The sequence below is a fragment of the Alteromonas mediterranea DE genome, from assembly GCF_000020585.3.
Classification (GTDB): domain Bacteria; phylum Pseudomonadota; class Gammaproteobacteria; order Enterobacterales; family Alteromonadaceae; genus Alteromonas; species Alteromonas mediterranea.
Genome location: NC_011138.3, coordinates 1,041,590 through 1,064,237 on the forward strand (window position 1 = coordinate 1,041,590; position 22,648 = coordinate 1,064,237).

Consider the following 22,648-nt stretch of genomic DNA (forward strand, 5'->3'; position numbering starts at 1 on the left):
TAGTAGTCCGTAAGGCGGATAGCTTCTTATACTAGAGCTTGCTTCAAGACACAAGATTTGGGCGATAAACTTCATTAAAGCAGTGTCAATCGGCTACGTCTTAAACTACGTAGCCGATTGACCTTTTCGCTATTAAGGTACTAACGTGAGGTGCTAAAGTTCGCGGATAGTGGCAACCACAATTCGCACAATACCGTAAATAAGCAGTAGCGAAACACCGAACAAAACAAGGTTATAAATAACCGTGGGATAAGCGTTGTCGTCTGGCAGCGTAGGTGACTCCACCGTTACCAAGTGCTGAAGCTTTTGATACGCCTCTACTCGTGCATTCTCTAAGGTGATTAATGACGACGAATAGGCTTGTATAGCAAGCTGTAATTGAACCTGAAGGTTGCTGTATTGCGCCATCAATTCGCTTACTGATAGGGCCTCACTTTCCCCCTCTGCAGTACTAATTCGCTCTTTTTGCTTTTCTACTTCTTTTTGAAGTGCGGCAATTTCGCGTTTGATGTTTATCACTTCAGGGGCCACGTTAGACATCATGGTTGACATCGTACTTAGCTCGGCCTTTTTCTGTGCAAGCGTAGCTTGAAGAGAAAATGCGATTTGCTGAAAAGCTGCGCCTTCTGCAGACGGATCAAGTACATTGTATTTAGATTGAAAACTTAAAATCTCGGTCTTAGCCTGTTGAAGCTTTTGCTCAACAATTTCGTGTTCACCTTTGGCAAAGGTCAATTTTGACTTAGCGAGATCGTTATTGATGTTGTTGATGAACTCTTCCGCTTTATCGACAATCGCTTGGTTTATGATTTTTGCATATTCAGCATCGAAAGCCCGTGTACGCAAGCTAATTACAGACGACGCGGAATCTACGCTCACTTCAATATGGTCGAGATAAAACTTGTAAAAATCTTCCTGTTTATGCGAAGACGAAAGGCCACTAAACATATCAGCTTTATCAGACATGTAGTGTTCTCTAAGTCCAATGGTTTCATCGAGGTACTTAATCATATCCGCAGACTGTATGTAGGCTTCGACAAGTTGACTTTCAGTGCCACCTGAAGCGCCAGAAACACCGGCGGCCATTAGCAAGGACGACGGGTCGAAACTGCTGCCTCCATCACTTGATTTAATGATAAGTTGGCTATGGCTTTCGTATTGAGGCGCCGCCCATAGAACAAGATACAATGCATAGAGTACCCAAGGAAGTACAAGGATAAGTGCTTTGTTCTTGCTAAGAAGGGCATTGAGCTGTGTAAGAGATTTTTCCACTGTGATTGAACCTATTTGAGTGATTTCTTATTGTCTGCATCCTGCGTGTAAACGTCGATGCCTTCTTCGAGATCGTGATAATAAGTGAGATTGCCATCATCAATGATGACGGCCGAAGTGCAGAACTCTCGTATCTGATCGAGTTCGTGGCTCACCATAATAACCCCAGCCTGTTCACTTTTTTCTTTAAGTGACAAGCGAGCCTTTTTTCTGAAAAGCGGGTCACCAACGGATGTCGCTTCATCTATCAGGTAAATATCGAAATTGATATTCATGCAGCAAGCGAAAACAAGTTTTGCGCGCATACCTGAGGAATAAGTGCGCACAGGTAGATCAAAGCGTTTGCCTAACTCTGCAAACTCCTGCACTTTTTCTTCATATTCGGGGAGTGAAGCCACATTATTAATTCGGCCAACAAAGCGGGTGTTTTCACGCCCTGTCATCTGCGGATGTACGCCAGTTTGAAGCGCAACCGGCCACGACATAGATTTGTTGGTTAAAACTCGGCCTCTATCGGGGTATTCGCTTTTCGCAAGCATGCGGAAAAGGGTGGATTTACCCGCCCCGTTCTTACCTAAAATGGCGACATTGTTTTCCGTAGGGAAATCAAAGTTTAGATTTTTAAAAATATATTGAGGCCCCATTTTACTGGGGTAGCTCTTGGTTAAATTCTCAATTCTAATCATCGAGATAACACCTTCTTCCAGGTGATGTGGTACATCGAAAGGCTTAGGAAAAGGAAAACGATTGTAATTTCAATAAGAAAGTTTAACGACACGCCCTTAGTACCATACGACTCAAAGCAGGCATAACGGGCCAATTCGTTAAAGTGGACCAGCGGGTTCCATGTCAAATAAGGCCAGTACTCCTCTGGTAAATCTTGAAGGCTGAAGAATACACAGGATATGAACATCAAAGGTCTTGTAAGCATGGATTTAATTTTATCCACTTCAGGTACAAACGCTGCTGCAATGGCAAAAATAAGCCCGATAGATATGGAAAATACCCAAAGTAAAAGAAATAACGAAATTAAAAGTAGAGGGTCATTAACTTCAAAGGTCTCGCCCATAAGATATAACGCAAGGCTCAACAGTGCTACAACGACAACCTTGATTGAAAACTCTAAAAAGCCGGCAGTGAGTACCGCTGATATGGGCTGTACTTGCCTAAACGCATAAAGAGGTTTATTCCGACGGACCGACGTCGATACAGACTGTAGACAGGTAGTTAAAGACTGAAGACCCACCATACCAATCATCATAAAGAGAAAAAGAGGGATGGAGTGGATGTCATCACCGCTTATTAATCCTCTAAGATACGACAGTGCGAAAATGAAGGCAAAAGGCTCTAAAAAAGCCCATCCCAGCCCAAACTTGTCGTTGAATTTACTTTGAAGCTCACGCAGGAAAAGCGCGAAAATCACGCCTCTCCATGCATATAGCTGGTCTTTAAAGGTTACCATGTTTAATCAGTAGCTACGTTAGCTGCAATCGCAATTTGATAAACGATTTGGGTAATGTCTTTAACCGCTTGCAAAATCTTCGTATCGATAGCAGGTAACACAATGATCTGATCGCCAGGCTCAAGTTTACTATCATTGCTTGATAAGAATGAATCGTTCACGCTAGTAAAGGTAACGTTACCGTTTTTACGAACGATAAGAATACGTTCATCTTCAGCCCGCTCGGTAAAGCCACCAGCCCATGCAACGTAGTCTTCTGTGGTTGCATCTGGGTTAAACACGACAGACTGCGGAAGCAGTACTTCTCCGCCCACGTGTATCAGGTCGGTGACTTCTGGAATAACGATCGTGTCATTAGGCTCAAGAAGAATGTTAGCAATCTCGCCATTTTCAGATACCACCACTCTGCCTTGAGGCTCAACTTGTCGTGCGCGGGTGATAAAGTCAGCCACAAGTTGTGCTTCTTGGGCGCGAATCGCCCCTTCACCAGTTGAACTAATTGGCGCCGTGTACATGCTTCGCTCTAGGCGTTGTAGGCCTTCTTCGATAATCTCTTTTTGTTTTACCGCTACGCTTTCTCTTAAAAGGTAGATATTTTGTGTATCAGAAAGGGTGGTATCAGCTTCGATGTGGTCGAGTACGTCAATGAGTCTCGCGCCTTTATCCACCATTACTTGAGAGGCCCCCGCGAAAGCACCTGCTACATTAATGCGGTAAATTTGAGGTTCGTGATCGGCAATATACTCAACAGTGTCGCCGGCGCTTAGCTTAAGCGACGCAAACTCGTTCACGCTTACGTAGCGTGCAAATTGCTTGTTGTTGCGAATTCCTGAAACCGAAGCATGAGAAGCAAACTCACCAGGGCGTGCAAAGTAATTAACTACACCACCGTTAAGCTCTTCGTTTAAAAACTCGAAAGTAAAACTATTTCGCGCGCCGGTTTCAACCACAATAGTGTTGCCAATAGGGTGCACTAAAATGGTATCGCCGTCCTTAAAAGAAATTTCAGGCAGCTTTCCGCTTCTAAAAAAGGCGTACAAATCTGCTGAGGCCACGACTTTGCCGTTTCGTACAATGTCGATTTGTCTAAAACTACCCCGTTGAAAGTCAATTCCGCCAGCGCGCTTTAAATAGTACAAAACGCTATCTGAAGCTAGGCCTGCGTATTGACCAGGTCTTAGCACTGGGCCTGATACATAAAGCGATACCGGTGTTGACGTTAAAAGGTTTACGTAAACATTGACGTCGTTGGTGTAAACTTGGCGGATTTTGCTAGTTACGGTTTGGTTTACACTGCCTGCGGGTGTATTTGCTATGCGTATAGGACCAATATTGGGAATAAAAATGTTACCTTGATTATCCACGGTAACAACATCTGAAAAGTTTACTGCACCCCAAAGCCAAATTGAGATTTTATCGCCAGGGGCAATCAAGTAATTGTCGTTTAATCCCGAGCTGCGCTCAGACTCGAAGCCACCGATAAATAAGTTAGCCGCAAAAGGCGGGTTTTCCATAGGCGCTTGCGCTGGGAAAACAGTATCGATAGTGGGTTCGCCCGGCAGGTTTACTCCGTTTCTAGGCTGTGTAGAAAACTGGCCCATCGTATTGGCTGAAGCCGTAGCTCCGGGCAAAGTACGCTGGGTAGAAATGCTTAAGGGAGAGACCGACGGGGTAGCTGCACCGCTTTGCGATTGCTGTGCCCGCTCTCTTAATTGCTGTAATTGCTCGACGCTTTGCGCAGACGCAGGGTTAACAAATGCACTGCAAACAGCCACCGCGTACGCGGCGTAAGTTAGCGCCTTAAAAGAGTTTTTGATGTTCATAAACTTCATTGAATTATTCACCTTGCGCTGTTGCAGAGGCGACCAAAGGTGAGATGACTCGCCATTGACCATCACGTTGACAGGTCGTTACTTTGCGCTGCGCGCCTGAAGGTGTGGTTTCACCGTCTTGTAAAGAAAACCGGATACATTTATTCCCAGTTGCCGAAATATAATGCTTTATTGCTTTATAATCGTAGCCGTTAAAGCGTATTGAAAACGATTCTTTGGTATCGTGATAAAGATTGGCTTTTGGAATATTTATTGCAAGCTCTTTATCTGGTGCAAGGGAATAGGCAAGGGAAGAATGCACCAGGGGTATGTCAGCTTTGGTAACTGTAGGTGAGTTTGTGCACCCAGCTGCGCTTATCGTCAGCGCGAATGGCAAAATTAATCGTGTGAATTGTTTGAACATTAGCTTTCATATCCATATAGCAATTTCGCGCTAGGATAACATAAGTTTTAAAAAAAGCATGTTTGCTATCGCGCTAGTAGTGTCGTTTGAGCCATCTGAATGACAGTGAGCAGCGCAGCAAGTTCAAAAATGAAAAAAATGTTATCAAAGAAAGGAATAAAGAGAGTTGTGAGTCGTTATAACTTCTAAGATTGTTAACATCACGGTGCGGTTTAACGGGTTATCTAAGTTATTTTGCCGGCTTCTCTATTACAAGATGGGTTTTAACATGTTATTTTTGCGATTAGGGTGGTTACTTAAACGAATGTTTTATATTATATCGGGGTTTTCTATCCGCATATTCATATTAAAAAGCCCTCATCGCGCTGGAAAAAATGGAAGTTGTAAAAAAATGGAAGCGACATTTAGTTTGTTTACCAAGATTGTATGTGCACTGGCTATCAAAGAAGCGAGAAACGTTTCTCTAGCTGGTGACGAGAGGTTGTGTGTTTTATGCTAGCGTATTTGCAGTTCGTCCCGCTTTTTACTGCATTTTTTGTTGCCCTCATTCTGTTAGTGGTGATGACCCCATTGGCGCATCAGTTTGGTCTCGTTGACCAGCCTTCAGCGCGAAAACGCCATGCCGGAATCGTTCCATTAACCGGCGGTGTTGCGATTTTTATGGCAGTCCTTGTTGCCAGCGTTGCCACTGATGTATGGATGAAAAATAACCCGCTGTTTTTCACAGCTTCTGCTTTTATTGTGCTACTTGGCATGCTGGACGACCGTTTTGATTTAAGTGCCAAAGGGCGCTTAATGTGTCAGTTCGGTGTGGCTGCTATTATGGCGTGGAGTGCACAGAATTACATTACATCATTAGGCAATATCTTTGGTACAGGCGAGGTAGTGCTTGACCTAGGCGGCTACTTTTTCACTATTATTTGCGTTGTGGGCGTTATCAATGCGTTCAATATGATTGATGGTATTGACGGCCTAGCCGGCGGAATGAGTTTAGTGATATTGCTCACTGTTGCTGGCTTTTTAACGTTTACGGGCCACGGCACATCGGTTATGGAGCCACTGATTATAGTAGCGGCTATCGTCCCCTTTCTTGCTTTCAATTTAAGTTGGAAAGGCTTTAAAGGTAATAAAATATTCATGGGCGATGCGGGAAGTATGTTTGTAGGCTTGACCATCGTTTGGTTGCTTGTTGACCACACGCAAGGTGAGACGGCAGCGTTCAGGCCTATTACTGCGGTATGGCTAGTGGGTCTCCCTCTTATGGATATGGCTGCTATCATGTATCGTCGCGCGCGCAAGGGGCAGTCTATGCTAAAGCCCGATAGACAACACCTTCACAATATCTTTATGCGCGCTGGGCTAAGTAGCAGAAAGTCGTTGGTCGCCATCCTATGCTTAGGTGCGTGCTATTGCCTGATTGGTATCCTCGGCGAGGTCTATCAAGTGCCAGAGGCCGTAATGTTCTGGGGCTTTATGGGCTTGCTCGTTATTTACAGCCTAGTCATTCAGCATATATGGAGTGTATTGCGCTTCGTTAAGCGCTTAACATCATAGTTTAAGTAAAACCATAGCAGGCTGCATAAAATCTCTGTAACATACCGACGAATAAAAGCGCACTTATGAGCGCTTTTATTTTCTTTGTTACTTATTTTTCTGGTAAAAACTCTTGATAAATCAATTCTCTATTCTTCACGATAAAAACAAAAAACAGCATGTTGAATCGATTGTTGCGATGGCGGTTTATCAAGCTGACAATGCAAAATGGCTTCGTGAAGCGATAGACAGTATTACAAAACAAACCTATACCAATTTCTTATTTGTTATCGTCATTGATGGCCCGGTACCACAAGCCATTTCAGGGGTGCTCAATGATGCAGTAAAGCGTGACGATAGAATTATTCTTACGCAAAACAGCCATAACATTGGTTTAGCAAGTTGTATGAATGCTGTGATCGATTTTTCTATGCAGTTCAAACCTACTTTTTTTGTAAGAATGGACGCTGATGATATATCAGAAGAACACAGGCTATTACGCCAAATAACCTACCTTAAAAGGCATAGCAATATATCTGTGCTGGGGTCAGCCCTAACTGAAATAAATGAAAGTGGGTTCAAGGTAGGGGCACGAGTTATGCCAGCGTCTCACAAACAAATCGTGCGTATTCTTCCACGCAGGTGCTCACTTAACCATCCTACCGTAGTTATTCGCTATAACGTTTTCAACGATGGTCATCGCTATAACGGGGACCTACTCAACACGCAAGATTACTTTTTTTGGATCACGCTCGCGTCGAAGGGATATATATTTAGAAACCTTAAAGATAGGTTGTTAAAGTTCAGACGCGTAAACAACTTTTATAAGCGCCGCGGCCTAAGTAAGTCTTTAAACGAGTTTAAAGCTCGCGTGTACGCTATTACCAAGCTAAAGCAATTTTCCCCCTATAACTTTTTCTATGCTTGTGGCGTACTTTCATTGCGTCTAATGCCGGGTAAAATCGTTAAATTAGCCTACAAGCTTGATAGGCATTTGTTAGAGAGGTTTGGTAAGCATTGACTACTGGCGTTGTCGTAATATTATTTAACCCAGATGTTGAGCACGTAAATGCCCTCATTAATGCGTTTACGGCGCCTGAGTGGAATATAGTATTAGTTGATAACTCGTTTGAGCGAACGCAGTACTCAGCCTCTCGCAATGTTACTTACATTCATTGCTCAAGCAACGTAGGCATAGCGCAAGCGCAAAATATCGGCTTAAAGAGGCTTTTTGATAATGATGTCGAGCATGCGTTTTTGCTCGATCAAGATAGCTTGTTTTCTCCTGACATTGCCCACGAACTGCTGAGGCAATTTCTCCAACTTGAAAAAGAGCATTCCATTGCCGCTATTGGCCCTTCTATCTACTGCCAATTTTCTGAGTGTGTTGACAAGGGCGTACTGCAAAAAGGAAAGCAAGTTTCTAATACGCTGAAAGAAGTAAAGCAAATCATAGCCTCTGGTATGTTAATTTCTCGCTATGCCTTCAACAAAGTGGGTGGAAAAGAAAGTAAGCTTTTTATCGACGGCGTTGACCACGAGTGGTGTTGGCGTGCACGCGCGAAAGGAATGGTAATCTATCAATCGCTCAGTGCATGTATGCCTCATCGGCAGGGGGACGACAGAGTAAAAGTATGCGGCGTGACCTTTAAACAGGGCGCGCCCGTACGACTTTATTACCAATTTCGCAACGTACTTATTTTAGCTCGTCGGCGCTATGTACCGCTTTATTGGAAAGTACGTCATGTTTGTGCAATACCACTTCGGTATATTGTAAACCGTTATTGCTTTACGCAGGGTAAAGAGCGCGGGCGTTTCATGCGTGAAGGTATTAAAGACGGTTTTCTGCATCGAACTGGCCCATTAGGCGTTAAAGGTAAGGGTAAACAGCGTTAGCTAAAAGCAACACTTTTGCAAAAAGTTGCAGACCTAACGTGAAAATTGTGCGCTATGCACTTTCACTAAATTGGTGCATTAGATATTATTTATCCCAATATTAGTGCTTTAAAACTAGGATTTAGACGGCTTTGCCCGTTTTTAATACATTAACGCTCTAAAAAGGTAATTGGAACATCGATTGCATTACTCGTACTAACAGATGCAAATATGTTTTTGCTTAAGAAATACTTCGATAATGGAGTGTCGGCTTGAGCGTGAATTTAGGATTTTAAAAAAGGATATTAACTATGAGTCAGGTTAAAAAAGCGGTAATCCCTGTAGCAGGTCTTGGGACGCGTATGCTTCCCGCAACGAAAGCTATTCCTAAGGAAATGCTGCCAGTTGTCGATAAGCCGCTAATTCAATATGTAGTTAGTGAATGTGTCGCTGCAGGACTAAAAGAAATAATTCTCGTTACTCACGCAAGTAAGAACAGCATTGAAAACCATTTCGATACGTCTTTTGAACTTGAAGCAACGCTAGAAAAGCGTGTTAAGCGTCAGCTTTTAGAAGAAGTTCAGTCAATTTGCCCGAAAGACGTAACCATTATGCATATTCGTCAAGGTGTGGCGAATGGCTTGGGTCATGCCGTGTTGTGCGCCCGTCCTCTTATTGGTGATGCGCCTTTTGCGGTGGTTCTTCCTGACGTAATTATTGACGATGTTGCCAGCGACCCTAAAAAAGATAACCTTGCAGACATGGTGGCGAAGTTTAACACAAGTCGCGTAAGTCAGGTTATGGTTGAGCAAGTACCGGATGAAGATATCTCTAAATTTGGTATCGCTGATTTAGATGGTGCCGCAATTGCGCCAGGCGATTCTGCTAAAATTCATAAAATGGTAGAAAAGCCACCTCGTGATGAAGCCCCGTCAGATCTAGCTGTAGTGGGCAGATACGTGCTTTCTGAAAAGATTTGGGATCTGCTAGAATTTACTCCTCCTGGTGCTGGTGGTGAAGTTCAGCTTACTGATGCCATTGATGCGCTAATGAAGCTTGAGCAAGTGGATGCTTACTACATGAAAGGCAAGAGCCACGACTGCGGTAGTAAACTAGGCTATATGAAGGCAAACGTAGAGTACGCACTTCGTCACCCATCTTTAGGCGATGAGTTTAAAGAATACTTAGCTACAGTACTTTAATAATATAGTAAGCTAGTTATAAGCTTAAGAAAAATGCGCCCGAGAGGCGCATTTTTTATGGGTGGGGGTACTAGCCCTGCTACTTTACCAGAACATAGCTTTCAATTTTGCTTAGCATTTTCTCACCAATGCCCCTTACTTGTGTAAGCTGTGCGACTTCTAAAAAAGGGCCAACTTCTTCACGATATTTGATAATGGCCTTTGCTTTAGATTGTCCCACTCCGGGCAATGTAACGAGTTGCTCGACAGTAGCCGTATTTAAATCGATACGCTGCTGTTGAGGCAAATTTGCACTTATCGCATTGCTCGTATCGCTAGACTCTTGCGCGTTAACGACGGGTGTTTGGATGGCTAACGCCGATAGTACGAGTAAACCTGAAACTAACTTTCTCATCATCTTTCCTTGTATGTTGCGCTAAAACGTTTATGCCCGTTGTTGTCGGTATGTTTTAGCATCTTTCTGTTTGCGTTATGTACATAAAGGGCGCTGAATGTCATGACCGACGGCCCGCATAAATTAGCTGTGTATATTTACCGTTCTGATGACTTTGACAGAACCGGTAGTTAGGCAGCTCAGCACGCTTTAATGGGTACAATGGAAATGATAAGTGGGAATGAGAAAAGCGGTAGTCCAGTTTTAGTACAGTTTTCTACGTGACGTTAGCCTTTTTGGGTATTTAAATGATCATGGGTATTAAGCCATAAGTTCTAGACAAAAAAACGGGCTAGTGAGCCCGTTTTCGTGGTTATAGCGCTTAAACCGCGTAAACGCTTTGCACTTTATAGGCGGTCTAGAAGTGCCTGTGTGAATTCAGTGGTACCAGCTTCGCCACCCAAGTCGCGAGTCGTACGGTCGCCTGATTCAATAACGTCTTTAAGAGCTGCACGGATCTTCTCTGCTTTGTCACCCATGTTCAGGTATTCAAGCATTTGCGCTGCAGCTAGAACTACTGACGTTGGGTTAGCTAGGTTTTTGCCTGCAATATCGGGGGCTGAGCCATGCACTGCTTCAAAAATAGCGCAGTCTTCACCAATGTTTGCTCCAGGGGCCATACCAAGACCACCTACAAGACCAGCACATAGATCAGATAGGATGTCACCGAAAAGGTTAGTCGTTACGATAACGTCGAACTGGTGCGGGTTCATAACAAGCTGCATACAGCAGTTATCAACAATCATTTCAGCCGATTCGATATCTGGGTAACGCTCGCCAACTTCGCGGGCAACTTTAAGGAATAGGCCTGAGGTTGACTTAAGAATGTTAGCTTTGTGAACCGCAGTCACTTTCTTGCGGCCTTCACGACGGGCTAGTTCGTAAGCAAAAGTCACAATTTTTTCAGCGCCGTCGCGCGTGATTTTACTCATCGCTTCAGCTTCGTTACCGTCTTCTGATACCACTTGACCTAAGCCAGAGTACATACCTTGCGTGTTTTCACGAACGGTGATGATATCAATGTCTTCGTAGCGTGCTTTTGTGCCTTTAAAAGACATTACAGGGCGAAGGTTTGCGTACAGTTTGAACTGTTTGCGAAGACTAACATTGATTGAGGTAAAACCTTCACCAACAGGCGTAGTCAACGGGCCTTTAAGCGCAACTTTGTTTTTTGCGATTAGGTCTAGTGTCTCTTGAGGTAGAAGCTCGCCATGTTCTTCCAGTGCGACTAAACCAGCGTCGGCATAGTCATAGGCAAAGTCACAGCCAACCTTATCTAGAATTTTTGTGGTTGCATCGATAATGTCCGGGCCAATGCCGTCACCGCGGATGACTGTAATACGTTGCTGAGTCATGTGGAGGGATCCTCTGGTAATTCTGTTATCAAAATCGTTAGGTTTATTCAATTTTATATGACGCGTAAAGTGCCAAATTCTGCTTGCTTACTTATTATAATGGAAATTGTAGGGAAAAGAGTTAAGCACTGCAAAAGTTGCCGTATTTTATACGATAGCCGGCGCAAGTTATAGCCATTCGTAAAGATAAATTAAGGCGTTACTGTGAAAAGCTAGAGTGGGGTGATGTTGTCAAGGCATATTGCGCGCTATAAAGCACGCGGGCAAAAGAGTAGTTGCCCATTTGCGTCTAACGCTTGCAGCACGTCATCTTGATCTATGTGTAAGATATTTAGAATGGATTTAACGCTAATATTGTGCAGCAAAGAATAGGCGTCTTGCGTAAACAAGCACGCTTTTGCTAACGCAAAACTTAATGAAATGATAGCCTGCTCTTTTTGTAGCGATTTCGGTACCTCACTACTTGCTTTACTGCATTGATGAATAACGGCGCGCCACGTTGAACTTTGATGCCAGCTTCCGGCAAGTTCAGATGCAATGGCAAGCCAAGGCGTGTCAGACTTTACTTTAAAGGCTTTATTGATAGATACAGCGCTAGCGCCACTAACGGGAAGTGTCTTAGATACTTTGAAGCCGGGTAAGGTAAACAGAGGCGCACAAACAAATGTCATGGTTAACGCTGCCGACTGTGGCGAAAATTTAGTATTCGCTGTTTGGGCAAAGTGGCTAGCAAATGCGCACGCAAGCAGGGTAAATTGCTTGCACATAGGCAGCAGCGGATATTGATTCTGCGTTAACCGCTCCATTAAAGCGAACTGTATAAGCATATCGCCAACGCGTTCGATACCGTAGGTTAATACTGCTTGTTTTATATTCTTGACCGGCAGCTGCAGTCGATTATCCTGACTGGCCGTTTGCATTAAAAACTGATTGAACGTGGGGACTTGCTCAATTTTTTCGCAGAGTTCAGGGATATCTACTTCAGATTTTTGAAGTGCATCAACTATCGATAACAGCGCGTTGGGCGGATGCTGGATTGCATAGTTAGAGGGTAAAAAAGGCGTGCCCCCTTGGTTTACCCTAGCTTGTGCTGTGTCGGTATATAACGCAATAAAGTGCTCAAAGGGCATAGACATTGCGACGGGGGAATGTATGGATGATAGCGGTAACCATTTACCATCTTCATTCTCGCTGCTTGGCATAAACACAAAACCATGGTTTTGCTGTATATCTATCAATGCGCCAGGAGCACCATTGGCGTATATTTTTGCTCCGGGTAACGCACGCTCAAACAAAGCAATCAAAGCAGCAAGATAATGCCTGTCATTTGCGGGCAAGCGCACCGCAACCTGCGAGAATAGCGTTTGGTAACCCACTTTTTTTGGTCTATTTGCGAATATCCCAGCGAGAAGACAAAGCCGCTGTGCCATATTCAGCCTGCTATCTGCTACATAGTTTATTTGTTTAGTAGCTTGAAAGGCTTTCTGTAAACGTAGGGTGTCTAACCACACAGAGAGGTTGTGGTTGCGCAAAAAACGAATTACGGCAGCGGTTTGCTCTCGTGTCGTTTCTTTATCAGATAACCATAGGGTAGCAAGCAATGAAGCGAGAATATGCTGTAAATAATGATCGTTAAAGCGACACAGTTTGCCAAACAACGCTAATAACAAAAGTTGATGTGTGTCTTTGGGAAGGTCATTATCAATGTGCAAACTGGCACTAGCAATAGCAGGGTTGGCGTTAACCAGCGTCAGTACTCGCTTGGCATTTTTAAGCCAAAAATTGATGCGCTGCTCGACAGACAGTGTCTCATCGCCCTGGTGCACCAATCGCTTGAGCGTGGAAATGATGTTAGTCACTCCCAATCCTTTTAACTTTTTTGATAACTGGAGTAGGCCCCTTCACCCCATGCAATTAGCTTGTCATTTTCAAATAAGAGTGGGGTACATTCGTCCTGTGTAGTCAAACCGTCGGCTCGAACGTGCTGGGTTCTGAAAAACATGACTTGAATAGCCATTGACCCCTGTCGTTTGGCCTCGGTAATATCAGGCGAGCCAAGAAGCGCAAGCACCTCTTCTCGTGTACTGCCTAATTTTAATTTAGTAATTTGAACGCGGTTGTATTCTTCACGGTCTTTCCAGTCCATATTTTCTGGTTTATCGGGGTAAAAAGCGATAACCATAAAAACAAACACCGCGTATAACGCGACGCCAGCTAAAATTAGGCGAATGACCTTGGTATTCATGACCGTTACTTCTCGTTTCTCTGTACTCGAATGTTAGTGCTAATCACAGGCCCAAAACAAGGTGACGCGTTGCGCATGACATTCATTCGTTAAACAATACTCTGAGGCAGTGTACCGCAAAATAGCTATTAAACATAAGTAGTAAACGTAAGCAAATGCTTCCTCGAGTTTTTGCCTACCGGCTATTGTTTACTACATAACAGGGCTCGTATGCCGTTCCGGGAAGCTTCATTCTATGCTGTTTTACAAATGACTCTAGCAAAGTATCAACTTTCTGCATAAGCGCACTATTTCCAGTGAGCTCAAAGGGGCCGTGTGCTTTAATTTGGGCGATGCCCTCTGCTTTCACATTTCCTGCCACTATGCCTGAAAACGCTTTACGTAAATTGGCGGCAAGATCGCTTTTGCTTTGGTCATGGTGAAGTTGCAAAGCTGCCATACTCTCATGTGTAGGAATAAACGGCTGTTGAAAGTCTTGCTCAACTTTTAATGACCAGTTAAAACTAAATGCATCACCCATCGCGCCTCTGAACTTCTTAACTTTTTCAAGTTGAAGCCTCATGGTTCGCGCCACTTCCTCAGGATCGTCGATAATAATTTGGTACTTCGATTGTGCTTCTGCACCTAATGTCGCGCCAACAAACGCATCAATGGCTTCGAAATATTCCTCGCTTCCCGCTGGCCCAGTTAAAATAAAAGGAAACGGCTGCTGAGCGTTGCGCTCGTTCATCAATATACCGAGCAAGTACAGCAGCTCTTCGGCTGTACCAACACCACCAGGAAAAACAACGATACCGTGACCTAAGCGAACAAAGGTTTCTAAACGCTTTTCTATATCCGGCATGATGATCAGTTCATTGACGATAGCATTGGGGGGTTCTGCGGCTATAATACTTGGTTCAGAAATACCAATGTAACGACCTGATTTATGACGCTGTTTCGCATGGCCAATAGTTGCACCTTTCATTGGCCCCTTCATCGCGCCAGGTCCGCATCCGGTGCAAATATTCATGTCGCGAAGGCCTAGTTGATAGCCCACTTCTTTGGTGTACTTATACTCAACTTGGTTTATCGAGTGGCCACCCCAGCATACAACGGTATTTACTCCATCATTGCCCTCTAAGGCTTTTGCATGGCGAAGCATGTCAAAAACCATATCGGTAATTTCACTTCCTTCCGCAGGTGCAGTTTGGTGAAGAAACGCATACTTGTTACCCATGTAAAGCAAATCGCGAAGTACGGCAAATAAGTGCTCGTGCACGCCGCGTACTAACGTGTCATCTACAAAAGCCACTTCAGGTGGGTTAACTAATTCAATCTTAACCCCTCGCTCTCGACGAATAAGCTTTATTTCAAAGTTTTCATAAGGCGCAAAAAGGGCTTCGAAATTATCTTCGTCAACGCCGCTGTTTAAAACCGCCAGACAGCAGTTTCTAAACATAGCAAAGAGCTCACTATTTGTAGCATCCTGAAGACGGGCGACTTCGACTTGAGATAGCTGGCTCATCCAGCCAACGGGGTTTAGCTGCACTTTCTTCATATATCTACATCCTACACGTCAGTGCTTAAATCGGTGACAACAAGGTTGCGACCACTTCGTTTAGCTTTATAAAGATACTCATCGGCGCGCTCGAAGACAGACTCTGTAGTGTCATCCTGACCAAAGCATGTAGCGCCAAAAGAGGCGGTAATTTTTACTTTTTCTTGTTTGAACTTAAATGGCATTGCGGCTAGCTTGGTTCTAACTTCATTAAGCTTTTTATCTATGTCCGCCATTTCGGCATCAGGCAAAAGCATGACAAACTCTTCTCCGCCCCATCTGGCAACAAAATCATTTTCCGAGAGGCTTTGCTTTAAAAACTTACTGACGACTTGCAGTGTTTTATCCCCAGTGGCATGGCCAAACCTATCGTTTATAGATTTGAAGTGATCGATATCGACTACGGCAACCGCCAGCGAATGACCGTTAGATTTAAAACGGGTATAGGCTGTCTCAAGTCTCTCGTTATAGGCCTGTCTATTTGGAAGGCGGGTAAGTGGATCGGTTCGACTCTGCATCGCCTGTTCAGCAAGCTTCTTCTTGTAAACACTGGTTTGCTGCTGCAGGGTATCTATTCTCGATTGCATTGAGGATAGCAGGGCCATTATTGCCTCTTGCCCCTGCTCGTCGCTATCTTGTTGTTCGCTAAGTGCTGTGACGAGTTTTTCAACGCAAAACTGCGTTTGTTCTTTTAATGCCTCAAAAGACTCGCTTTCCGACATGGCCTCTTCGATATGGCTGATATGGCGTTTAAGTTGTTCATTACCCACCTGCCTTTGCTCAAATTGACTCTTACTATTTTCTATGGTGTTACTTACATCGTTACTTACTTCGCTAAGTGAGCGGTGAAGGCTTTGAATTACTTTGCCTGTCAAACTTGCTTCAGACATAGCGTCTTGCACAATCATTCGCAAAATTACGACACAACTTTTAAGTAACTGTTCTTTATCCATGCCCTCATCAAGACGCTGTTTGATATCGGTCAGCTGATGGTCGTCAGGTTTTTTCTGCGCGTAAGACGTGATTAAGTGGTTAAGTTCAACCAATATTGAACGATAGTGAGGATTTTCATCTTGCGGTGCGTGAGCTTTTGTATCGTCCTTACCGCTATGGCTATTTTCACCTGAGTCAATTGGCGATAGTCCAACCATTTCTTTGTTTAGCGCAATACGGTGTAGCGCTATGGCTTTGGCATAGAGTTTATAGATACTGAATATATCGCCAATAGGCTGATTCAGTTTGATCAGCTCTTGCGTGGTCAAGCCTTTTAATTCACTGTCTTCAAATACAATTTTTTGCAGTTGTTTCATGGCATCTTCAAGAGATGAAACCGTATCAACACTGTATTTGCGCAGGGTGATTTCCTGATGCTGGAGCGACTTGTTTAGCTTTTCAATACTAACAGTAGCAAGGCTAAAGTTAGGGGTGCCAGAAAGATGCCCTCGCAACACCTTTAGCTCGGTATCTATTTTGTCCGAGAAGCCTTCATAAAACGCAGAGAGCTTTACAATAAACTGACAAAGAAGCGTGTTGTTTTGCTTTAGGGTTTGTAATTGTTTTGCTTCCATAATCTCGACTTTATTCTAACTCGCCGCTAACGCAGCGATTTAGCTGACTAAAATATGCTTACTTTCACCATTTATATTACTGACGCGCTTGACGGTGATTGGCATAAGGCGCTTCATAATTTGAACGAAAAGGGTTGATGTCTAATCCACCTCTTCGCGTATATCGCGCGCATACTGTTAGTTTGTCCGGCTTACAATGAAACATAATGTCGTTATAAATACGCTCTACACACTGTTCGTGAAACTCATTGTGCTGTCTAAAACTAATCAGATACTTTAAAAGCCCTTCGTGTTCAATGGCTTTTCCTTCGTATTTAATTTGAATACTAGCCCAATCTGGCTGACTTGTGATTAAACAATTCGACTTAAGTAAGTGAGAGACCAGTGTTTCTTTTACTTTTTTATCGTCTTTGCTGGTAAAAAGGTATTGTGTAGTGGGCGAGTATGTCTCGATATCTACATCAAGTTCGTCTAATAGCGTGCCTTCAAACTCTTTAAATTGCAGTTCGGTAAATTGTTTTGGCAAAATTAGATTGACGTTTACTGGCTCACCAGCACATGCAGATAAATCTTTCTGAAGTACTTTTTGAACGTCCTCTGCAGAGCGGAATTTAGTTTGATTGAAACTATTCAAATACAGCTTGAAGGATTTCGACTCAATTAAGTTTTCTGAAGTAATAGGGACGTGGCATTCTAGAATAGCCACGTTGGGCTTACCCTTTAGGTTTAACCAAGAAAGTTCATAACCTGTCCAAGTATCGATACCGCTAAAAGGCAGTTCAGCACCCGTCAGGTTTAATGTATCACGACTTAAGCTACGTGGAACGCCTTGCAGCAAACTGGGGTTGTATTCAAATTCGTAGTCAACCTGTTTGCCGAGAGAGAGGTCGTCAGGCGCAGTGATAATAATTTTGTTAGGTGAGTTGTCAGTCGACATAAGAACCTTTTATATAGCGACTAGGATGCGAAAGACTATATGCGCTATTTCCGAAGCTCGTTCGATAAATCGCGTTCCATTCGCCCTAGTATTGACTTAACGGTGTAGTTGTATAGTGTACCCCAAAAATACGTAGGTAACGTCATAATGGCTCTAACAATTTCAGCACAATTAGATAAATTTGTATCATCTTATGTCGAACACGCTAAAGGCGAGGGCCTTAAAATTGCGTTTGATAGCGAATGGCCATCACCCTGCTATGAAGAAACCGCAAAGGATGGTGAGTTAGTTGAGTGGGCACCTAAACGACAAAGCCCGCCATTGTCGTTCAATAACGTGGAAGACGCCTTATCGTTGAAACTACATGCTGATTATTGCTGTTACTTTACAACCTACTACAGTGATAATTTAAAAGCCAAAGCGCCCCAAGGCGATTGTGAGTTGCTACAGGTATTTAACCGTGAAGACTTTGAACGACTTCAACAAAACTTGATTGGCCATTTGTTAATGAAGCAGCGATTAAATCAAGCGCCTACGCTTTTCTTTGGGCTTACCGATGAGGAAGATTTTATTCTAACCGTCATTAATGAAACGGGTGAAGTCGCCCTCGAGCAAGTAGGCCAAGCACCAACACAGATCCTCGCCAACTCCCTGGCTGAGTTTATAGAGCAACTTTCACCATTAAACGCATAGCTTTTCTCGTGTAGGCGATAGGCTATTGCCCGGGTGTGATTTGCTTAAGCGCCCGTTTTAGCTCTGCAACTTCATTCTCTAGCGCTTCCACACGCGCAGACAGCGCGCTGTGATCCTTTCTCTCGGTTTGTGGCAAAGGTTGCGTTTCAGTAGAAGTCTCAAGGGTTGGTTTATGGGCGTTAAAGCGCTTTATGGCTTCTATCGCGTCAGTCACAGACACTTTAAACGGCGCCTTTGAACGCAAAATGCCTACTGAAGGCGTTTTACCCTCTTTGTACATTTGAACGCACAAAAGGTGTAGCTGCTGTAAATTTGAATTACTCATAAGTAAGTGGTGCTTAACGTTTTATCATCTTGTCAGTGTAGCTTGTTCGTATAGTCAATTTCACTAATAAGTTACTGTTTTCACTATTTAAACGATAGTTTTCTTTTTTCATAATCTTAAAATTCCATACTTTTCAATGTGTTAAGTTTTGGCCTCATTCTTGTTTGCTATGTCTTTAAGTAAGCGTGAATGCCAGTGGACATTTATTGCTGATTTCGAGGTAGTAAACGCGATTCAGTGTAAGTTCACAAAGCGAGCGTAATATCTTGAAGATAAAAGAGGTTGGTGACCGTAGAAGTACGTCAAAGGACAGCAGGCTCTTAACACTTAAAATAAAAAATATCACACATAAAAAAATAAGGAATTCCCATGAAAATTGTTCTTCTTTCTTTAGCTTTAGCATCGTCAGTGCTTTTGTCGGGTTGCGTTGTATCTGTTGGTGGTGGATCTGACAGTCACTATGGCGCTGACTGGGAAGATAGAGAATTCAACAACCGTAAACATATTGCTAACCTCGAAACAGGCACAAGCTATGAAAGTGTACTTAGAAAAATGGGCGTTGCAGATTTCAATGAACTGTTTGAAAAGCAAGATGGAACTTATCGCGTGCTGTATTACCGTACGCAAAAAACCATGGGAGATGGGATTACCACAAAAGATGAGTGTACGCCGCTTGTGTTTAGAAATAGTGAGCTTGTAGGGTGGGGAGACAGTGCTTATAGCTTAATGCACTAAGCACTTAGCCTAATTTAACGTTACTGAATCAAGGTTTCAAAATTAGCGTGCAACAATAAATGTTAATAAGAGGTTAACATTTGAGGGGTTTTCACGTAGGCTAAAGTTTGTACAGTTTGAGTGGCCGGTCGAGTTTTCTACTAAACAGGATCGCTTTTGTCACTTTTACTGTATTGGTTATGATCAACCTAAACAACTTTGCGTTCGAGGAGCCCCTATGAGTACCGAAGCAATAAACAGCGCGTTCGCGCCCCTTAATGATACGGTTAAGGCTATATACCTCTGTGTAGACGATCTCAAAGTTGCCGCCTCTATTCTTTATAATGCCTATGTCGATGATCCGCTATTTATTGATATTTTTCAGGCGGAGAAAGATGGCTATGAAAGTCGCCTACGCTCGGCTATTCGTGAAGAGTTAAATGCCTTTTGGGTGGCAGAACAACCTATGATAGGGCTTTTTGATGAGGACAGGTTAATCGCAGTGGCTTGTTTGACTGCACCAGATGCTGCGTTTGGCGCAGGTCGATATTGGCACTGGCGACTGCGAATGTTATTAACAGCGGGTCTATTCGGCACTAAACAGATGCTCGAAAAAGAGGAAAAAGTAAGAGCACTGGTTCCGGCAGATAACTTTCACATGCTAAGTTTCATTGCCGTTCACCCTGACTATCAACATCACGGTCTCGGGCATATATTGTTAGGCGCCATAGATAGCGTGATTGAAGATGACGAGAAAAGTGAGGGGGTCTCAGTGTTTGTTACTATTGAAAAGCACCGTTCATTTTTTAACGACGACAATTATAAGGTTGTAGGTCAGTTGAGCTTATCGCACGTTAAAGGCAACGTGATGTATAGAGCGAAGTGAACGCTATTTAACCAATATTAACGCGCTACCGATCAATTACCCGCCTTCTTCTTTTTCTTTACGCACAATTTACTACGGCGTTTGTACGATATGTCCTACAAATGCTGTGCGTAATCTTACCTAAATCATGCAAGATGAAATTAGACTAAAGTATAAAGTTATTGATTACATTGGCTTTTTCTGAATTTAGTCAAAAGTCGTACAAAAAACTTCCTGAAATTATTGTAATTCTACATGGCGGTAATAATTGGAAGGGATACTATTAATGCGTCACAAGGAAACACGACGAGTCACGGATTGAGCAAGGAAATCTTTCAAGGAAAGGGTTAGGACAACTTAAGGATGAGATTCTCACATGGCAGTGAGGTAAAGGAAAAGGAACGCAGTGAGGAAACTGCAACGATAGGGACATTGTAAGGAATACCAAAGGATAAAGGACATGTTGTGTGATAGGACTGTCACGACAGGATGTAACAAGGGATTAAGGATTAAGACTAGCGGTAGCTAGGGGCAAGGAGCCAATGGCAAGGAAAAGCCGAATAAGGATTTTCAGTTTGCATGGACGAGCAAACCAGGGAAGAAGAGAGGGACACGCTAAAGGATTAGCGAAGCTGTAGCAGGATGTACAGCATACAAAGGACGAGGGAAGGGAGTGCCGGCGGAGTCTGGCGAGGACAGCCTCAGGATGAGGAGCACTGTATGAACGATGTACAGTAGTCAAGGAGCAAAGGAAAGGGACCTACGCACGGAAGGGTAGCTCGCACAGGATTGCGCGAGAGTAGATGGAAAGGGGCGTATACGGATTTTAATCGGGATGATTTTAGTCGCAAAGGATAGCGGAGAAGGATACTCAAAATTCCAGGAAAAAGGGGAGCCCATAGGTTCCCCTTTTTTTTGGTGTGTTTTTTAAGTGCATTTTTGCCACCGCTAAATAGCGTTAGCGCATTGCGAGCACATCTTAAAAATGCGATCTATCACACGCGATGAGGTGGCACCTCAGTACGCAAGACGCGAATACCTACCAATTCCACTTGACCGGTGTATCTATCTTCGCCGTTGCTGGAAAATTCAAAATTAAACTTGCTGTGCCAGTCAGGCTTCCCGTATTTGAATGTGAAGCGCGTTTTTGCTCTTGCAACACTTAACAGCTGCAAATTGTTAGAATTACAATACTGTTTAAGATAAACGTTGGTTCGCTCAGAGATCCCTCGTATACGCCAAAATTGATAGCCAGTGAAACCAATGATTAGCCAAATAACAAGCTCAAGTAACGTCATTTTACTTTCTCGCCTGTTCGAAGAGTTGTTTAAACGCGCTTTTTAACAGCGCTGGGTTAGCCTCTGAGTGCAGTAAAGTCAGCACTTGTCGGCGAAGCTTAGGAATCTGTACTAAATCAGAAAAGAAACCAGCAAACAAGGCGCCTTTGTGTCCTTCCTTCTCATCAACTTTTGCTGCTTGTTCAAAAAACTTCGTGAGTAGTAATGGCTCCATTTGCTCGAAGTGACGTGCTGCTATCACACTGAGAATATCGAGTCGTTGTGATGTGTCTTTACTTAAAAGGTCAAGCAATTTGCTATTAATATCTGTGTTAAACACGCTTTGTGACGTGCTGCGCAAAGCCGAGAGATTAATACTGTCTTGCCTGTCTATCTCGGCCATGAACGCGGATAAAAGTTCGTCGGGCAAGGCTACGCTTTCGCACATTTCCATCAGCGTATTTAAAAAGACGTCCGCGTAGAGTGAGTAATTATGTTCAATAGCCTTAATGAGCGCTGCTTTCTTTGGGTGTAGGTTCAGGCTATGAACAAAGTCAGCCACACTTTGCATGGTAATTTGCTGCCAGTCCACGAGCTGTGGCGCCTGAATATAAGCTTCAACTTTTTGTGCATCTTCATTTAGCGGCTGATTGAGCCTACATTTTACTAGCGCGTTAAACTGAGCAAGCTGAGATTGATTGGGAACAAATGAGTAGGGATTATCGGGCAAAGACTGTGCTTTCTCAGTATCTTCTGCGATGGATTGCCCTAATGCATCTACAATAATTTCTAAAAAGTGGTTTCTTGCTGCTGCCACTACAAGCCCTTGCTCGTCAAGAGGAAGCTTTACAAACCAAATATAGTGTTGTGATGATGCGTTTTTATTCCAAAAAACGATGCCAAACCACCCGTGTTTTTGGCGAGGGTAGGGCGCATAGGCACTAGCGTTTTCTATTTCAAGAAACGTTTGGTTATCGATTGGTACAAGGCGCCGCCCAAGGTCAAAGACCTGATACTCAGTGCCGGCATGTAATAAAAACTCACTGATTGAATTGATACTGTTAGCGCTCATAACTCGTTCCAAAATACTGCTTTTTTTAGGGGCTGCTGATTTACT

At 43.5% G+C, this 22,648-nt stretch carries 22 protein-coding genes; 7 read left to right on the forward strand and 15 right to left on the reverse strand.

Features of this window, described 5'->3' with window-relative positions; genetic code table 11:
* Positions 1-153: 153 nt before the first annotated feature.
* From MADE_RS04740 to MADE_RS04760, 5 genes are read right to left on the reverse strand one after another with little or no spacing between them, the layout of a single operon-like run.
* Positions 154-1,272 carry a KpsE/RkpR family capsule polysaccharide export protein gene (locus MADE_RS04740; protein ID WP_012517465.1) on the reverse strand — a complete coding sequence of 373 codons (1,119 nt, stop codon included), beginning with the start codon at positions 1,270-1,272 and terminating at the stop codon, positions 154-156.
* Positions 1,273-1,283: 11 nt separating this feature from the next.
* Positions 1,284-1,958 (reverse strand): ABC transporter ATP-binding protein, encoded by a 675-nt coding sequence (locus MADE_RS04745; RefSeq protein ID WP_012517466.1) that lies wholly within the window; start codon positions 1,956-1,958, stop codon positions 1,284-1,286.
* A complete protein-coding gene (locus MADE_RS04750; RefSeq protein WP_012517467.1) occupies positions 1,955-2,734 on the reverse strand; it encodes an ABC transporter permease in 780 nt (259 codons plus the stop codon). The genes MADE_RS04745 and MADE_RS04750 overlap by 4 nt, the downstream gene beginning before the upstream one ends.
* A 2-nt stretch (positions 2,735-2,736) precedes the next feature.
* Positions 2,737-4,566, reverse strand: coding sequence for a polysaccharide biosynthesis/export family protein (locus MADE_RS04755; RefSeq protein WP_012517468.1), 1,830 nt, complete (start codon positions 4,564-4,566; stop codon positions 2,737-2,739).
* A 4-nt stretch (positions 4,567-4,570) separates the two neighbouring features.
* Positions 4,571-4,969, reverse strand: coding sequence for a hypothetical protein (locus MADE_RS04760; RefSeq protein ID WP_020742989.1), 399 nt, complete (start codon positions 4,967-4,969; stop codon positions 4,571-4,573).
* A gap of 492 nt (positions 4,970-5,461) precedes the next feature.
* On the opposite strand from MADE_RS04760, the gene wecA reads away from it, so the two are divergent.
* The 4 genes from wecA (at position 5,462) to galU (ending at position 9,579) form a co-directional block, all read left to right on the forward strand.
* Entirely contained in the window at positions 5,462-6,523 is a 1,062-nt protein-coding gene (gene wecA / locus MADE_RS04765; protein WP_012517470.1) for a UDP-N-acetylglucosamine--undecaprenyl-phosphate N-acetylglucosaminephosphotransferase, read from the forward strand.
* A gap of 112 nt (positions 6,524-6,635) precedes the next feature.
* Positions 6,636-7,523, forward strand: coding sequence for a glycosyltransferase (locus tag MADE_RS04770; RefSeq protein WP_012517471.1), 888 nt, complete (start codon positions 6,636-6,638; stop codon positions 7,521-7,523).
* On the forward strand, positions 7,520-8,398 hold the full coding sequence (locus tag MADE_RS04775; RefSeq protein ID WP_012517472.1) for a glycosyltransferase family 2 protein: 879 nt from the start codon (positions 7,520-7,522) through the stop codon (positions 8,396-8,398). Before MADE_RS04770 ends, MADE_RS04775 begins: the two co-directional genes overlap by 4 nt.
* Before the next feature lie 290 nt (positions 8,399-8,688).
* Positions 8,689-9,579, forward strand: a complete 891-nt coding sequence (galU, locus tag MADE_RS04780; protein WP_012517473.1) for a UTP--glucose-1-phosphate uridylyltransferase GalU — start codon at positions 8,689-8,691, stop codon at positions 9,577-9,579.
* Positions 9,580-9,658: 79 nt separating this feature from the next.
* On the opposite strand, the gene MADE_RS04785 is transcribed toward galU, so the two are convergent.
* From MADE_RS04785 to queF, 7 genes are all read right to left on the reverse strand, one after another.
* Positions 9,659-9,973 (reverse strand): ComEA family DNA-binding protein, encoded by a 315-nt coding sequence (locus tag MADE_RS04785; protein ID WP_012517474.1) that lies wholly within the window; start codon positions 9,971-9,973, stop codon positions 9,659-9,661.
* A gap of 386 nt (positions 9,974-10,359) precedes the next feature.
* Positions 10,360-11,367 carry an isocitrate dehydrogenase gene (locus MADE_RS04790; protein WP_012517475.1) on the reverse strand — a complete coding sequence of 336 codons (1,008 nt, stop codon included), beginning with the start codon at positions 11,365-11,367 and terminating at the stop codon, positions 10,360-10,362.
* A gap of 248 nt (positions 11,368-11,615) precedes the next feature.
* Positions 11,616-13,226 carry a hypothetical protein gene (locus MADE_RS04795; protein ID WP_023559534.1) on the reverse strand — a complete coding sequence of 537 codons (1,611 nt, stop codon included), beginning with the start codon at positions 13,224-13,226 and terminating at the stop codon, positions 11,616-11,618.
* 11 nt (positions 13,227-13,237) lie between these two features.
* Positions 13,238-13,612, reverse strand: coding sequence for a DUF3192 domain-containing protein (locus tag MADE_RS04800; protein WP_012517477.1), 375 nt, complete (start codon positions 13,610-13,612; stop codon positions 13,238-13,240).
* A 175-nt stretch (positions 13,613-13,787) separates the two neighbouring features.
* On the reverse strand, positions 13,788-15,152 hold the full coding sequence (ppnN, locus tag MADE_RS04805; RefSeq protein WP_012517478.1) for a nucleotide 5'-monophosphate nucleosidase PpnN: 1,365 nt from the start codon (positions 15,150-15,152) through the stop codon (positions 13,788-13,790).
* A gap of 11 nt (positions 15,153-15,163) precedes the next feature.
* Positions 15,164-16,720: a GGDEF domain-containing protein gene (locus MADE_RS04810; protein ID WP_012517479.1), complete on the reverse strand. Its 1,557-nt coding sequence runs from the start codon at positions 16,718-16,720 to the stop codon at positions 15,164-15,166.
* Positions 16,721-16,796: 76 nt separating this feature from the next.
* A complete protein-coding gene (gene queF / locus MADE_RS04815) occupies positions 16,797-17,657 on the reverse strand; it encodes an NADPH-dependent 7-cyano-7-deazaguanine reductase QueF (RefSeq protein ID WP_012517480.1) in 861 nt (286 codons plus the stop codon).
* A 147-nt stretch (positions 17,658-17,804) separates the two neighbouring features.
* On the opposite strand from queF, the gene syd reads away from it, so the two are divergent.
* Positions 17,805-18,350 (forward strand): SecY-interacting protein, encoded by a 546-nt coding sequence (gene syd, locus MADE_RS04820; RefSeq protein ID WP_012517481.1) that lies wholly within the window; start codon positions 17,805-17,807, stop codon positions 18,348-18,350.
* Positions 18,351-18,372: 22 nt separating this feature from the next.
* On the opposite strand, the gene MADE_RS04825 is transcribed toward syd, so the two are convergent.
* Positions 18,373-18,675 carry a YceH family protein gene (locus MADE_RS04825; protein WP_012517482.1) on the reverse strand — a complete coding sequence of 101 codons (303 nt, stop codon included), beginning with the start codon at positions 18,673-18,675 and terminating at the stop codon, positions 18,373-18,375.
* A 369-nt stretch (positions 18,676-19,044) separates the two neighbouring features.
* Between MADE_RS04825 and MADE_RS04830 the strand changes: the two genes are divergently transcribed.
* Together MADE_RS04830 and MADE_RS04835 are read left to right on the forward strand one after the other, a co-directional pair.
* Positions 19,045-19,410, forward strand: coding sequence for a DUF3192 domain-containing protein (locus MADE_RS04830; protein WP_012517483.1), 366 nt, complete (start codon positions 19,045-19,047; stop codon positions 19,408-19,410).
* Positions 19,411-19,627: 217 nt separating this feature from the next.
* A complete protein-coding gene (locus MADE_RS04835) occupies positions 19,628-20,275 on the forward strand; it encodes a GNAT family N-acetyltransferase (RefSeq protein ID WP_012517484.1) in 648 nt (215 codons plus the stop codon).
* A gap of 974 nt (positions 20,276-21,249) precedes the next feature.
* Here the strand turns inward: MADE_RS04835 and MADE_RS04840 are convergent.
* A complete protein-coding gene (locus MADE_RS04840) occupies positions 21,250-21,552 on the reverse strand; it encodes a DUF3301 domain-containing protein (protein WP_012517485.1) in 303 nt (100 codons plus the stop codon).
* Between the two features lies 1 nt (position 21,553).
* Positions 21,554-22,603: a DUF3549 family protein gene (locus MADE_RS04845; RefSeq protein WP_012517486.1), complete on the reverse strand. Its 1,050-nt coding sequence runs from the start codon at positions 22,601-22,603 to the stop codon at positions 21,554-21,556.
* Positions 22,604-22,648 lie beyond the last annotated feature (45 nt).